Annotated in this window: 11 protein-coding genes; 3 read left to right on the top strand and 8 right to left on the bottom strand. The window is 47.6% G+C overall.

The genetic code is table 11. The annotated features are described in order from the left end of the window. Positions 1-9: 9 nt before the first annotated feature. Both D3795_RS09660 and D3795_RS09655 read right to left on the bottom strand, forming a co-directional pair. Entirely contained in the window at positions 10-1305 is a 1296-nt protein-coding gene (locus tag D3795_RS09660) for an NAD(P)/FAD-dependent oxidoreductase (protein ID WP_156268282.1), read from the bottom strand. Positions 1306-1337: 32 nt separating this feature from the next. Then, positions 1338-2078 carry a ferredoxin--NADP reductase gene (locus tag D3795_RS09655; protein ID WP_156268280.1) on the bottom strand — a complete coding sequence of 247 codons (741 nt, stop codon included), beginning with the start codon at positions 2076-2078 and terminating at the stop codon, positions 1338-1340. A 126-nt stretch (positions 2079-2204) separates the two neighbouring features. Here D3795_RS09655 and D3795_RS09650 point away from each other — a divergent pair, with 126 nt between their 5' ends. Beyond that, a complete protein-coding gene (locus D3795_RS09650) occupies positions 2205-2909 on the top strand; it encodes a hypothetical protein (RefSeq protein ID WP_156268278.1) in 705 nt (234 codons plus the stop codon). A 7-nt stretch (positions 2910-2916) separates the two neighbouring features. Here D3795_RS09650 and D3795_RS09645 read toward each other — a convergent pair whose 3' ends face one another. Next, entirely contained in the window at positions 2917-3168 is a 252-nt protein-coding gene (locus D3795_RS09645; RefSeq protein ID WP_126759699.1) for an accessory factor UbiK family protein, read from the bottom strand. A 142-nt stretch (positions 3169-3310) separates the two neighbouring features. Here D3795_RS09645 and rep point away from each other — a divergent pair, with 142 nt between their 5' ends. Continuing rightward, positions 3311-5323, top strand: a complete 2013-nt coding sequence (rep, locus tag D3795_RS09640) for a DNA helicase Rep (protein WP_156268276.1) — start codon at positions 3311-3313, stop codon at positions 5321-5323. Between the two features lie 7 nt (positions 5324-5330). On the opposite strand, the gene D3795_RS09635 is transcribed toward rep, so the two are convergent. Then, a complete protein-coding gene (locus tag D3795_RS09635) occupies positions 5331-7910 on the bottom strand; it encodes a sensor domain-containing phosphodiesterase (RefSeq protein ID WP_310942422.1) in 2580 nt (859 codons plus the stop codon). Between the two features lie 241 nt (positions 7911-8151). Beyond that, positions 8152-8499 (bottom strand): c-type cytochrome, encoded by a 348-nt coding sequence (locus D3795_RS09630; RefSeq protein ID WP_156269084.1) that lies wholly within the window; start codon positions 8497-8499, stop codon positions 8152-8154. 173 nt (positions 8500-8672) lie between these two features. Between D3795_RS09630 and dinB the strand changes: the two genes are divergently transcribed. After that, a complete protein-coding gene (gene dinB / locus D3795_RS09625; protein WP_156268272.1) occupies positions 8673-9755 on the top strand; it encodes a DNA polymerase IV in 1083 nt (360 codons plus the stop codon). On the opposite strand, the gene D3795_RS09620 is transcribed toward dinB, so the two are convergent. The 3 genes from D3795_RS09620 to D3795_RS09610 are packed head-to-tail and all read right to left on the bottom strand — an operon-like array spanning position 9725 to position 13748. Next, entirely contained in the window at positions 9725-10576 is an 852-nt protein-coding gene (locus D3795_RS09620) for a prephenate dehydratase (RefSeq protein ID WP_173021018.1), read from the bottom strand. The two genes, dinB and D3795_RS09620, sit on opposite strands and share 31 nt — an antisense overlap. Before the next feature lie 38 nt (positions 10577-10614). Beyond that, a complete protein-coding gene (locus D3795_RS09615; protein ID WP_156268268.1) occupies positions 10615-11661 on the bottom strand; it encodes a PepSY-associated TM helix domain-containing protein in 1047 nt (348 codons plus the stop codon). Continuing rightward, on the bottom strand, positions 11643-13748 hold the full coding sequence (locus D3795_RS09610; protein WP_156268266.1) for a TonB-dependent receptor: 2106 nt from the start codon (positions 13746-13748) through the stop codon (positions 11643-11645). The genes D3795_RS09615 and D3795_RS09610 overlap by 19 nt, the downstream gene beginning before the upstream one ends. Between the last annotated feature and the right edge of the window lie 64 nt (positions 13749-13812).

Here is a 13812-nt window from a genome sequence, read left to right as displayed (position 1 = left end):
TGCATAGCATCAATGCAATTTCAGGCGTGGGCGCAAACGGCGGTTAATGCCTTGCGCCAGCATATACAACAAGGTTTTGAAATAACCATGCAAGGCAACTTGGTGCATGCGATACAGCGATTTATACATGAATCGCGCCATCATGCCTTCAATCATCATGGAGCCGCGGGTTAAGTTACCCATGAGGCTCCCCACTGCAGTGTAGTTCGACAACGATACCAGTGACCCATGATCTTTGTAGGTGAAGCGTTTCAGTGACTGACCTTTTAAACTGCGCACGATATTTTCGTACACGCAATCGGCCATTTGGTGCGCCGCCTGGGCACGAGGCGGAACTCTGCTGCCATTCGCTTGGGTAAATGAGGCACAGTCGCCTATCGCAAAGATAGAGGCATCGCGAGTCGTTTGCAGAACATCTGTCACCACTAATTGATTTCCACGATTCGTTTCTAAACCAGCAAAGTTTGCTAGGAAATCTGGCGCACGTACTCCTGCCGCCCAAACTTTGATCGCGGCCTCAATAGAATCGCCAGAACGTGTGACGAATCCGTCTTTGTTGACGCTTTCAACGGCGGTGTTAACGCAAATTTTAACGCCTAATTTGGCAAGTTCACGGCTTGCAGCTGCCGCGATGCGCTCGCTGAGTGCTGGTAAAATACGTTCGCCCGCTTCAATTAGGACAATTTCAAGTTGCTTTAAATCAAAGTCATCGAAACCGTAGCTGCGAATTAATTCTGCTGATTTATGGAGCTCCGCTGCCAACTCGACACCGGTGGCACCGGCTCCGACAATACCAACCCGAAGGGGTCGTGGGTAACGCTCAGACTGGAGTGCCAAAAAAGTATTCATGAGGGTATGGTGAAATTTCTTCGCTTGCTTCACGCTATCGAGGAAATAGCAGTGCTCAGCGGCACCGGCGGTACCAAAGTCATTGGTCACCGAGCCAATGGCAAGTACTAGATGGTTATACTGGAGTGTTCGCGCCGCAACAATTTCATGACCAGCATCATCGCGGATCGGCGCCAAGGTCAGAGTTTTTGAATCGCGGTCAATTGCGGTTAGCTCGCCGGGTTGAAAGCGAAACCCCGCCGCCGCGGCTTGCACACGATAATCCACGCCATCCATATCAGCGTCTAATGCCCCTGCGGCCACTTCATGCAGAAGCGGTTTCCAAATATGGGTCAAATTCCTATCCACGAGTGTGATTTTAACACTGCTGCTTGAGCCATACTTGCGACCCAATTTACTGGCCAGTTCCAAGCCACCTGCACCACCACCAACAACGACAATATGGTGTTCTGACATGTAGTTATCCTTTTAAAGAGTGCTATCAATAATTACCAATAATGTTCCATGGTGACGTTGCCAGGTTTACGACGCAGGTTTTTCGGTAAGCCCATGTCATTCAGTAAAACTTTGGCGTCGCGAATCATTTCAGGGTTGCCACACAGCATCACTTGCGCACGCTCGTCGAGTACATCGTTGACCGCGCGCTGCAATTCACCACTTTCAATTAATGCAGGAATACGGCCACGCAATGCGCCCGGATAATCCTCGCGACTGACAATCGGTTGATAATTCAGTTGTCCTGGGTGGGCTTCCACCCAGTCGAGTATTTTGCGTTGGTAGGCTAAATCAGCGCTGTAACGAACGGCATGTATGAGATGAATGCGGGAAAAGCGTTGCCACGGAATATCAGTACATAGCATCGACAAATAGGGACCAATGCCAGTGCCGGTAGAAATTAGCCAGAGACTGTCGCCATCAGGCACTTCGTTCAACGTAAAAAAGCCGCTAGGTGGCTGCGAAACCTCAATAGTTTGGCCGGCCTTCAAATCGTGCAGAAGCGGCGAAAACAAGCCATCATGAACACGATTGACTAAGAAATCTAAAACGTTATCATCGGGGCCGTTCACCAATGAATAGGCACGCTGCACGCGTCCACCTTCATGGGGTAAACCGAGGCGCACAAATTGACCGGCTATAAATTCGAAGGGCTGCGTTCGCACACGCAAACTGAAAAGCTCTTGATTCCACGCATAATTCTCAATGACTTCTCCGGTTAACCATTGTGCCATTGGTATCTCCTCGCGTTGGTGAGCACTGGCTTCATAGTAAGGTTTTAACGTTAGTTTTTCTAGCCATAACAGTGCTTTTACGCCAGATCAGGTGTTACACTTACTGTACACAAAAGGAGTATTCTGGTGCGTCAATATACAATTAAATTGAAGATGCTTATGCTGGTTGGCAGCATGGTCTTCATGGCTGGCTGTCAGCCACAAACGAAATCACCAGAGAAGACCTCGGAAGCCCCAGTTTTGCGCTATAGCAATGCCAAGGTGTGTGAGTTTGCACAGCAATTAGCGAATCTACCAACCAACCCTGTAAATACCGCAGAACTGCGTTATTTGAATGAGCAATGGCGCGATCTCAATCGTACTGAGCGCATGTTTCGAAATTCTGAAGCCGATGACAGCCGCGCGATTCTATCTGAATTGAATATTGCCCTTGCCCATGAAACTGCGATGCTACTTCAGCAAGCCATTGCTGTCGCTGCTGAAGCTTATGAGCAAATTGAGGGATTACGCGCCTACGCAAGTGACCCAGACAACATGAAAGTGCCTGATTCAATTACCCGAACACTGGTAAATAAATTAGAAGACTGTTGTTTAAATCAGTTAAATGGTAACGCGACGGCATTAGTGCGCGAAGAAAAGAACTCGGCGCTTTATAACATCGGAACATTCGCGTATTTCATTAATCGGGATGTGAATCAGATATTACGCAATGAATTAAGTCTGTCTGAGTATGAAGCGCGAGTAGCAAAGGCGAGCGCTGCGCTGCCACCCATGCCCATTGAAACAGTTAGCACCGCACCCACGTGGGCGCAGTGCCGGTCTGCTGAATAAGCCGAGATTACGATTCGTCGTCGATATCGCGTTTCATTGCTTCGAGTTCACGCTCAAGCTGATCAACGCGCTGACGCAAACGTAGCAAAAGTTGTTGTTGTACATCGAGCTCTTCGCGAGTCACCACATCAAGTTTGCCAAGCTGCTGTTGCAATACGGTTTTCACGCGCTGTTCGATGTTACCGGCAAAGTCTTTGACACCAGCTGGAATACTTTCGTTAATCTGACGCGCAATATCTTCAATTTTTTTCGGGTCCATAATGTTTCCGTTTGTACTTCTTTTTTGAAATGTTTAAGCCACTAAAAATCAATTCAGAGTAATTACCTTTTAGCTTAGCAGGAGTTTACGGTAAAATCTGCGGCTCATTCATCGAACCGATCAGTCAAAGGCCTTTTTATTCATGCTATTGAACCCCCGCCAGCAAGAAGCCGTGAAAGCCATCGAAGGGCCGGTGTTGGTATTGGCGGGCGCCGGTAGCGGAAAAACCCGTGTGATTACTGAGAAAATTGCGCATTTAATTCAGCGTTGTGGGTATCAGGCACGGCATATTGCGGCGGTTACCTTTACCAATAAAGCCGCGCGTGAAATGAAAGAGCGCGTAGGCCAAACGCTTGGTCGTCAATATACTCGCGGATTAACTGTTTCCACATTTCATACCCTTGGCCTGACGATTATTCGTAAAGAAGTCAGCCAACTGAATATGAAGGCTGGATTCTCGTTGTTTGATGATCAAGATTCCTTTGCGCTACTGAAGGCGCTTACTGAACCTGAGCTGGATGGCGATAAGAATCTTCTAAAACTGCTGCAAAGCCAAATCAGTAATTGGAAAAATGCGATGCTAAGCCCTGATCAAGTGCTGAACCAGGCGCAGCAGGCCGATGAGCAAATGTTCGCAGAGTTTTATCGCCGTTATCAGCAAAACATGAAAGCGTGTAACGCGATAGACTTCGACGATCTGATTTTGCTGCCAACGCTTTTATTAAAAACCAACGACCAAGCTCGGGCGCGCTGGCAGAACAAATTCCATTACTTGCTAGTCGACGAGTATCAAGATACCAATACCAGCCAATATGAATTAGTGCGGTTACTGGTGGGCGAGCGAGCTAACTTTACCGTGGTAGGCGACGATGACCAGTCAATCTATTCATGGCGTGGTGCACAACCGCAAAATTTAGCATTGCTACAAAAAGACTTCCCGAAGCTGCATGTGATTAAACTCGAGCAGAATTACCGCTCACACGGGCGTATTCTTAAAGCAGCAAACATTCTCATTGAGAACAACCCGCACGTATTCGATAAGAAGCTGTTTTCCGAAATGGAGTACGGGGTGCCGCTGCGTGTAATTTACGGGCGCAATGAGGAACATGAAGCAGAACGTGTGGTTGCTGAAATTGTTCGTCGCCGCTTTTTAGAGCGAACCCCCTATCACCAGTTTGCGGTGCTTTATCGCGGCAATCATCAATCTCGCGTGTTTGAAAAAGCCTTGATGAGCAACCGTATTCCCTACCGCATGACCGGTGGGCAAAGCTTTTTCGCGCGCGCGGAAGTCAAAGATGTGATGGCGTATTTGCGTTTGTTGGTGAACCCCAGTGACGACACGGCGTTTATTCGCATTATCAATGTTCCAAAACGCGGTATTGGTCCACATACTGTCGAGCGAGTTGGCGAACTCGCGCACGAGCTGCATGTTAGTTTGTTTGAAGCAGCCGATCATCAAGCCTTGAAAACCCGTTTGGGGGCCAGAGAATATCAATCGGTGCAGTATTTTGTCGATTTCATGAAACGAGCTGCGCGTCGCTGCGACCATGCGCCGGAAGCTGCATCAGCCTTGTTTGACCTGCTAAAACTGATTGGTTACGAAGAGTGGCTGTATGAAAGTAGCCCAAGCGTGAGCGCCGCCGAAATGCGTTGGAAAAACGTCAGCGAGCTTATGCGCTGGGTTACCGAAATGCTGAAAGGCGATGACGAGAACGAGGCGGTGACACTTGAGCAAGCTGTTGCCAAGCTTTGTTTACGTGACATGTTGTCCCGCAACGAAGAAGAAGAACAAGGCGACCAAGTTCAATTGATGACGTTGCACGCCTCTAAAGGCCTCGAGTTTCCGCACGTATTTATGGTTGGTATGGAAGAAGGTTTGCTCCCGCATCAGTCCAGCATTGATGAAGGAATGGTCGAAGAAGAGCGGCGTTTGGCCTATGTTGGTATTACCCGAGCGCAGCAATCATTAATATTCACCATGGCCAAAGAACGACGCCAATATGGGGATGTGATGCGCCCTGAACCAAGTCGATTTTTGTATGAACTACCGCAAGATGATTTAGAGTGGGAAGAACAAGCGGCGGCGAATGAAGCAGCGCGTGAAACTGCTCGCGCAAGCGGTTTAGCGCTGCTGCGTAAAGCTATGGAAGATTAAGAAGAGGTTACGCCGTTCCTGCCGACTGCTCTTGAGTCGGCTCGTCCTGCAATGGTGACTTTACCTGTTCGGGTTCCCCAAACAGTGATCCCTGCCCCACATTCACCCCATTATGTACTAAGGCCTTTTGCTGGTCAGTGGTATCAATTCCTGAAGCTGAAATTTCAATGCCTAAATCGCGGCACAAGTGCACCACGTTGCGCACCATGGTTTGCGCCCGTTGACTGGTCGCAATATCCGCCACAAAGCGCGGATCAAGCTTCACGTGCGTGAACGGATAATTCAGAATGTATTGCAACGCACCGGCACTACGACCAAAATCGTTGAGTGCTAAGCCAACCCCAAAATCGGCAAGCTGACGTAAACAGCTTAACTGACGCTTCGAGTTGTCATGCAACTCGGTTTCACTGAATTCAAGAATCAATCGCTCAGGTGCCACACCCGAATCGGTGATAATTTCCTGAATGGCTTTCACATCGGCCAATTTAAATAAATGTTTCGCGGAAATACTAACGTAAACCGGTAATGCTTCGTCATCACAAGCAAGCAGTTCGCAACAGCGAGTGAGCATCCATTGGTCAAGCGCCATTGTCATGCCAGTTTTCTCGGCAATCGCTAAGAAGCGATCCGCCGGTAATAAGCTGTCATCACGTTGCCAACGCAGCAGTAGTTCTTGAGCAACCGGTTGATTTTTTCCGAGTTCGTGTACCGTAAATTTCTGCAGGATAAAGTCTTGGTCGAATTGTGCATGACGCAACTCGGTCTCACGGTTTAATGACGCCACTAAATCTTTGTGGATACTCTCATCGAATACCACGTAACGACCACGCCCCATGCTCTTAGCTTGATACATGGCGGCATCGGCATCACGCAGCAACCGTTCGGCTGAATCATTACGCGATTTGCATTCAGCAATACCAACACTGGCGCCTGAGTAATGCTCACTTTCACCAAACACAAAAGGCAGTTTCATTTTTTCTATAATGCGCGAAGCGATGTCACAAGCATCGTCGACATGACGAATCATATCGAGAAGAATAACAAATTCGTCGCCGCCCAAGCGTGCAATGGTATCGTTGTCACGAATACACTCACCAATACGACGACTCGCTTCAAGCAAAAATTCATCGCCCGCTGAATGCCCAAGCGTATCGTTGATGTCTTTAAAGCGATCAAGATCGACAAACAATACGGCAAAATTATGATGTGGATAGCGGCGCTTATGTTTTAAGGTTTGCTGTAAACGTTCAGTGAACATCGAGCGGTTTGGTAAACCTGTTAGGGCATCATGGTGGGCATCATAGAACAGCTTTTCTTCAACTTTTTTACGACGCTCAATCTCGCTAACCAGTTCTTCGGTACGCTCGGCTACCTTGCGTTCAAGATACGCATTTACGCGGCGCACTTCATCGGCATTGCGACGGCGCTCAATAGCTACCGCGACGTGCTGTGAAACGAAGTTAAGCAGTTCAAGGTCGTCCTGTTTGTAGGTTACCTTTTCGCTGTAGGTTTGCACGGACAAAACGCCAATCACTTCGTCATCAACGACAAGCGGCGAACCCAGCCACTGCGTCGGCTGCGTACCATAGTAACTTGTAGAGCCCTCTACTTCGCCAGAAGAGATAAGTTCAGAATATTTATCGCTTTCAATGAACACCGGCTTTTTATGACGAATAACATATTCTGTCATGCCTCGCGCCAACGGCCGCTTCTTCTGTAAATTGTTGTCAAAGGCATCGACGTAGTATGGGAATTCAAGAAACTTCTTATCATCGTCTAACAACGCCACGAAGAAGTTGTCGTTATTGATCAATTGCCCGATTTGACGATGCAATTGCTCATAAAAGCTTTTCATGGAGTCTGACGTGTTCGTCACCTCAGAAATAGAAAATAGAACCGAACTTAATTGTTGTGCTCGCTCACGTTCGGCAATTTCCGTTTTTAAATCGTCATTAATCTGTCGAAGTCGCGCTGTTTGATGTTCAATCTCGGCTTGCATGAGTTCGCGCTGACGTACCCGCTCAAGAGCATTAACGATATGCTGCGACACGAACATAAATAGCTCTTTGTCGGCTTCGCTATACCGCACTTCTTCGGTGTAACTTTGAACAACCATGGCGCCAATCACACGATTATCTGAGTGTAATGGTACACCCAACCAATCAACCGGCGCAGCGCCAAGATCGCGAATCTCGCCGCTGGCTAATAAGCGTTTGAAAACTTCCGTATCGTATAAAAATGGTTTGCCGGTGCGCATGACATAACCAGTCAAACCTTTGCCTAAAAGTTCAGCAGGTATTGATTCTAGCGACGGAATATCATCGTACTCATCGACAAAATAGACGAACTGAACGGTATCTTCGGCTTGGTCATACAAACAAATAAAGAAGTTCTTCGCGACCATCAAGTCGCCAATAATATTGTGCACCGACTGGTAGAATTGCTGCATGTCGGTAACTGACGACGCCAGTTCGGAAATTTTAAAGAGAGCCTTTTGGATAACTTCTGATTGGCGATATTTCAGAGCAAGATCTTGCAGACGTGCAACAGCCTTACGCAATCGCGCAATTTCCTTTTGCTTTTTCACAAGCTCATTTGGCTGCTGCATATTTTTAGTTTTTATTTACTTTTTATATAGTTAGTGAAGCGCCGAGTGTTTTTAGAACAGCTATTACTAATAAAAGTTATGTAAACATTTAGTAAAAACAACGCTTGAGTATATCTTTCATCAACAAGTTAGAAAAGTGTTTTGCTCAAATTACAGACACAAAAAAACCGCCGAAGCGGTTCTTTTGAATATAACTATTGTGAATTTAAGAAGTTTTTCTTTAAATCTCAGCAATCATATAGTCAATTGCAGCTTGAATTTCTTCATCAGTACAATCGTTGCACGTACCTTTTGGCGGCATTGCATTATAACCTTCAATCGCATGCTTCAATACGGTATCCATACCTTGTGCTAGGCGCGGTTCCCAATCTGCTGCATCATTGATTTTTGGTGCACCTAACACGCCTGAAGTATGACAAGCTACGCAGAATTTGTTGTAAACTGCATCACCAGAACGTGCGCTGGCTGCACCACCGCCACTCGCTGCTGCGTTTGCACCAGCCACTCGCACCTGAGCAATTGGAGCAATACGCTCTTTAATGTCATCGTTGCTTTGTTGTGGCAACATAGCGGCGCTTGCGCTACCAACGGTTAATGCCAGTGCAGCAACCCAAATACGGCTTGATTTTACGACTTTCAGTACGTTCACAGTGGACTCCTGTATAAGCTGATGAGCTTGCTAGCTCGGTTCGTTGTTGCGATTATAGCCAGATTCCGTCCAAGGTTAAACACTTCCATGCTATGTCAGATAACACACTAGATAATACGCGTAAAATTGCACTTTTAGATCTCGATGCTTTTTTTGCAAGCGCCGAGGTTTTACGCGACCCAAGCTTAAAGAGCCGGCCGTTCGCTGTAGGCGGTGGCGGTGAGCGCGGGGTTGTGGCAACAGCTAATTATTTAGCACGCCAATATGGCGTTCGCAGCGCAATGAGTGGTGCGCATGCGCGGCGACTTTGTCCGGAACTACATTTCGTGGCCCCCGATCACGGTTACTATCGGGAATTGTCGAAGCAAGTGTTTCAAGTGCTCGCTGAGGCAACGCCAATTGTCGAGCCAGCATCAATTGATGAATTTTATCTGGATTTAACCGACAACACGCTTTATCAGGGCAGCGCCAGCATCACCATGGAAAGTATCCGACATACGCTGCGGGGAATGGGATTGACCGCTTCTGCCGGCATTTCGAACCAAAAAATGGTGGCGAAAATCGCCAGTGAGGAGAACAAACCAGATGGTCAGTTTGTTGTCGCGCCTGAGCAAGTGCAGGATTATTTGGCTAAATTGCAACTCAGACGTATTCCTGGCGTTGGCCCTAAAAGTTTGGAGCGTTTGAATTACTCGGGATTTTTCCTTGGGCGTGATATCCAGAACGCTAGCATTGAGCGCTTACAAGAGTTACTTGGTGAAAAAGCAGGGTGGTTGTTATATCAACGCTGCCAAGGCATTGACCCGCGACAAGTGGTTACTGAGCGCATTCGAAAAAGTGTTGGTGTTGAAGAAACGCTTCCCAGCGACTTTCATCAATTACGCCAGGTAGAACAGTTTGTTGACGAAATTTTATTACCACAACTTATGAAACGATTGCGAGTGTCTCGCTGGCAACAAACCCACATTAAAAACCAAACGGTGAAGCTAAAATTTAGTGACTTCCAACAAACAACAGTATCGCGAACCGCACAAACCGCATCGCCGAGCTTGTTTTATCATTTAGTGCGTGAGGCATGGGAACGCCGCAATCACCGCGGGGTGCGCCTAGTTGGTATCAGCGTTGCACTGCCAGATCCCGACGATCAATTACAACTGGAGCTTGAGCTAGAATAAGTATAACTACCCAGTTCAATAACTCGATTACGCAGCTTAATAGCGCTAAGTGCCGCTTGCACTTGGTTATGTTGCAAGTGCCCTTCAAATTCAATAAAGAAGTGATATTGACCAAACTTTTGCCCGGTTGGACGCGAGACCAACGACAGCAAGTTAACCTGATGTACCGCAAACGCTTGCAGGTGCTCTAAAAGCAGCCCTGGGTGATCGGCATCATCAACAATCACGACAGCAGATTTATAAACGCTGGCGTGATTCGGTAATGCGAGTGGTTGCGCTGCTTGCAATGCCACAAAGCGAGTGACGTTGTGGGCGAAATCAGTGACGTCATGCACAACCTTGGCAAAGGATTGTGACGCCGTATTTTCTGATTCAAGTAAATGCTCTGGAATAAGTGCCGCCGCAGGTTCGTTGCTTGCCAACAATAAAGCGAGTGCTTCGGTATTACTTGCAGTTGTCACAATATCGGGCGCATGCCGCGTGAGCCATTCGCTGCACTGACCTTGCGCAACAAACTGCGCGAACAATCGCTGTGGCTCAGGATGATTCATGACCACTGAAAAACGCACTGGAATCGAAACTTCGGCAATAATTTGTAATGGCTTGCGTACAAAACTATCTACAACCGGCGAGACAATGCCTTCAACAATGTTTTCAATTGGCACCACAACAATATCGGCACCCTGCTCTAGCGCATCAATTGTGCGTCGAAGAGTGGAATAAAAAGCAATGTCACTACTGCTGTAGCGTTTGGCAAAATCACGAGCGGCAAGCTCTGAAAATGTACCGGCGGGGCCAAGCGTGGCAATTTTAGTGGTCACAACGAACTTCTCACGACTCAAATAGGTTGCAGGAATTTCTACAACCTACAGCGTTTTTTGTACTGACGCCAGCACCAAAAATAAATGCCGCTAACCGGCAAAATAATTAACGCTAAACCGCCTAAAAGCACGACGATAAACCAAGCTAAGCCGCCAACGGCGGCAACATGAACTGGGAAAATCATCTGGCTGACTTGGTAGCCTTTACTATCGTAGCGTAAATCGTAAACGCTAGTGACCGCGCCAGTCTCTGCATCAAATTGCACATGGCTGCGACCATTTGGATGCCATTCACCCGGAAACGTCATACGCAAACTCAGGTTCGACAACGAAACAAGTTGCGGTTGATGTTCAGGTAATAATTGGCGCGCGCGGTCAAAGCGTTGCTGCCAATTATGCGCCGGTGCTACTTGCTGCCATTGCTGCGCCGTCATCGGTTGCGGTTGTTGCTCGGGCGCTAGTGCCGTTAAGCCAGCGCTCACTGCCGCAGCATACATAATGGCGGTGCCGGTAAGCATGCCGATGAATACCGGCAAAAATAAGACGCTACCAATCACTTTATGTAACTGAAATAAGGAGCTAGCAAAACTTCGATGCCACGGCCATACCCAGCGAATGGTCAATAATCGCCGAGACCAATGACGCGGCCACCAACGAATGATGCCCGTGATAACAAGAAGTAATCCGGCGAAACCGATATAACCAAGTAAGTCTTTACCCAGTTCTTTGAGCAACAAATGGTGATGGAATTCCACCATGATGCCCACAAGGTCACTTAAGTACGGGCGTTCGAGTATTTGTTCGCCGTTCGCATTATAGTAATGGCGTGCTCCCGATGGCGTAACAATTTCAAGCCACGGATTCGCCTCGCGCGGCATGTAGGCATAGCCATCGTCGTAGCGGTCAAAAACCTCAGCCGCAGTTTGTTCAGTCGGCAATTGCTCGAGCTGCAACTGTGGATAGCGCCACTGCAATAATTCGACTTTGTATAATAGCAACGTGCCCGTCAAAGCGACGAGCACGAGCCATATGCCAAAGAATAAGCCGAACCAGCGATGCAGCTTGGTTAGAATTGATAGAACCAATTGATGCTCACTGTACGGCCACGACCAGCAAAGTTAGTGCGATCAGCACCAGCAGTTTGCGCATAATAGGTCAGGTAATATTCATCCAATAGGTTCTCGATACCCACAGTGAACAAACCGTAATCTGGTGAATCGTAGTTCATCTGCAAATCAACGGTTTGATAGCCTTCAAAATTATTGATGGCTTGCTCACCGGTGTAGATATCACGGTCGAATAAATGGTTTACTTGCAGACGCGTGTTGACCATATCGGTCCATTGCTGCTGCCAGCTTACATTCATACGACGTGGTGCAATGTTACGGCCACCCAATTGTGTATCGACCACGTTATCGGCGTCGCTATCATATTCACCGTCGGTATCTGCATAGTTCAAATCAAAGCTGGTGGTGTTCGACAGTGCATAGCTTGCTGAGAACTCGATACCGTCAATTTCAGTGCGCTCACGAGCAACTGAGAAAATGCCATCTTCGTTTGGTTGTAAACGTGCGCCTAAATCTGACTCAGAAGTGAAATAGCTGAGGCTTGTGCGAATCGCTTGACCACGATATTCAACACCCACTTCACGGTTATCGGCAATCACCGGCTGCAGATCTAAGAAGCTATCAACACTTAAATCAGGGGTATTAATACCACGCAGCACACGACCAACATCAGGCATGCTAAAACCTTCTGAGTAACTCGCAAACGCACGCACTGAGTCAGTAAAGGCATAGACCACACCGAGGTTTGGTAATAATTCATTGAATGATGGTTCGCCACCTTCAACAAAGGTGCTGTTATAAGTGTAGAGCGTCGTGAAATCATCGACATTGAGCTTGCCATATTCGTAACGCAAACCACCACTGACGGTGAGTCCATCTTGCTGATAACGCAATTGTGCAAAGGGTGCCCAGTTATCGAACGTTGTTTCTGGCACCCACTTACGGTTGGTTTGAGCCAGTTCTTGGAAGGTTGTGTCACGCAAGTAATCGACACCGGCGCTTAAATCAACCGGCGAATCTGCTAACGCATTCCAATTCATCGTTAAACGTGAACCGAACTTGTTCGAGTCGTTACGTGATTGATCGAAAATATCGTCGCCATAAGCAGGATCTTGGAAGGTGGCATAGCGTCCGCCACCGTATAGTGCCGAGAAGTCTTGTAAGAACACTTGCCAATTCAAATCAGCGCCTAACACTGATTTATTTTTATAAGTTAACGTAGCAGTCGTGACTTTGTTTTCAGCTGGGTCACCTTCGCTTGGCTGTTTCACAGAAATGGCAGCGATACCTTCAGCTCGGTTACCAGTCATCGGTGAAAAATCACCGTTACCTTGCAAGTTGAAGTAGTTCACCATCAATTCAATGTGCTGTTGGTCGTCGATGTTGTAGCCGACTTTGGTGAACAAATCGAAGCTTTCAGAATCTTGGGTATCACCTTGGGTGACATCGGTACCAATGAAGTCACCATTGCCGTCTACGTACATGCCAGTGCTACGCAACTGCGCGCCAGCAACAACCTGCCAATCGCCTGATACGTGGCGCGTTAAATAACCTGCGCGGTAGCTCAAACCATCGCTAACTTCTTCTGGTGAGGTTGTTAAGCCTGCTACAAATTCTTGTTCTGAGCCGTTCGTTGCTGATTTCGTCACGATATTAATAATACCGCCACTTGCACCCATACCTTGAATGGCACTAGCGCCGTGAATAATTTCAACGCGCTCAATCATCAGCGGGTCAATGGTATAGCTTGCGCGTGACCCATTACGTAATGGGTTGGACTGTGGCACACCATCAATTAAATAGAGTGGTTCACGCCCACGTAACGTCTCGCCTGCGCTCGTGAGCTTTTGGCGTGATGGTGAAAAGGCAGGAACTAAATTACCAAGAACATCCGACAATGAGTCTGCGACAGCCAGCTGTTCGCGAATTTCCTCGCCATCAATCACAGTAACTGTTGCAGCAATGCTGCTCGCTGGCTGCGAGGTGCGGGTTGCAGATACTTGAATCACTTCATCAACGGCTGTCGATGTATCTTGTGCGAAAGATATATGTGGTGTGGTGATCAATGCTGTAGTAACAGCTAGCGTTAAAGCGTTAAGGCGCATGACTTCTCCCCAAAATAGAGCGACCTAAATGATTTCGCTAATGATAACGATTCGCATTTGAATT

Origin of the sequence: Pseudidiomarina andamanensis, assembly GCF_009734345.1 — a bacterium.
GTDB lineage: Bacteria > Pseudomonadota > Gammaproteobacteria > Enterobacterales > Alteromonadaceae > Pseudidiomarina > Pseudidiomarina andamanensis.
Note: the sequence above shows the minus strand (reverse complement) of the source record. Positions and strands in the feature narration are given on the sequence as shown.

Excerpts from the sequence above, each read along its gene's own strand:
- D3795_RS09660 (WP_156268282.1), bottom strand. The coding sequence starts at position 1,305 with ATGTCAGAACACCATATTGTCGTTGTTGGTGGTGGTGCAGGTGGCTTG.
- D3795_RS09655 (WP_156268280.1), bottom strand. The coding sequence starts at position 2,078 with ATGGCACAATGGTTAACCGGAGAAGTCATTGAGAATTATGCGTGGAAT.
- D3795_RS09645 (WP_126759699.1), bottom strand. The coding sequence starts at position 3,168 with ATGGACCCGAAAAAAATTGAAGATATTGCGCGTCAGATTAACGAAAGT.
- rep (WP_156268276.1), top strand. The coding sequence starts at position 3,311 with ATGCTATTGAACCCCCGCCAGCAAGAAGCCGTGAAAGCCATCGAAGGG.
- D3795_RS09630 (WP_156269084.1), bottom strand. The coding sequence starts at position 8,499 with ATGTTGCCACAACAAAGCAACGATGACATTAAAGAGCGTATTGCTCCA.
- dinB (WP_156268272.1), top strand. The coding sequence starts at position 8,673 with ATGTCAGATAACACACTAGATAATACGCGTAAAATTGCACTTTTAGAT.
- D3795_RS09610 (WP_156268266.1), bottom strand. The coding sequence starts at position 13,748 with ATGCGCCTTAACGCTTTAACGCTAGCTGTTACTACAGCATTGATCACC.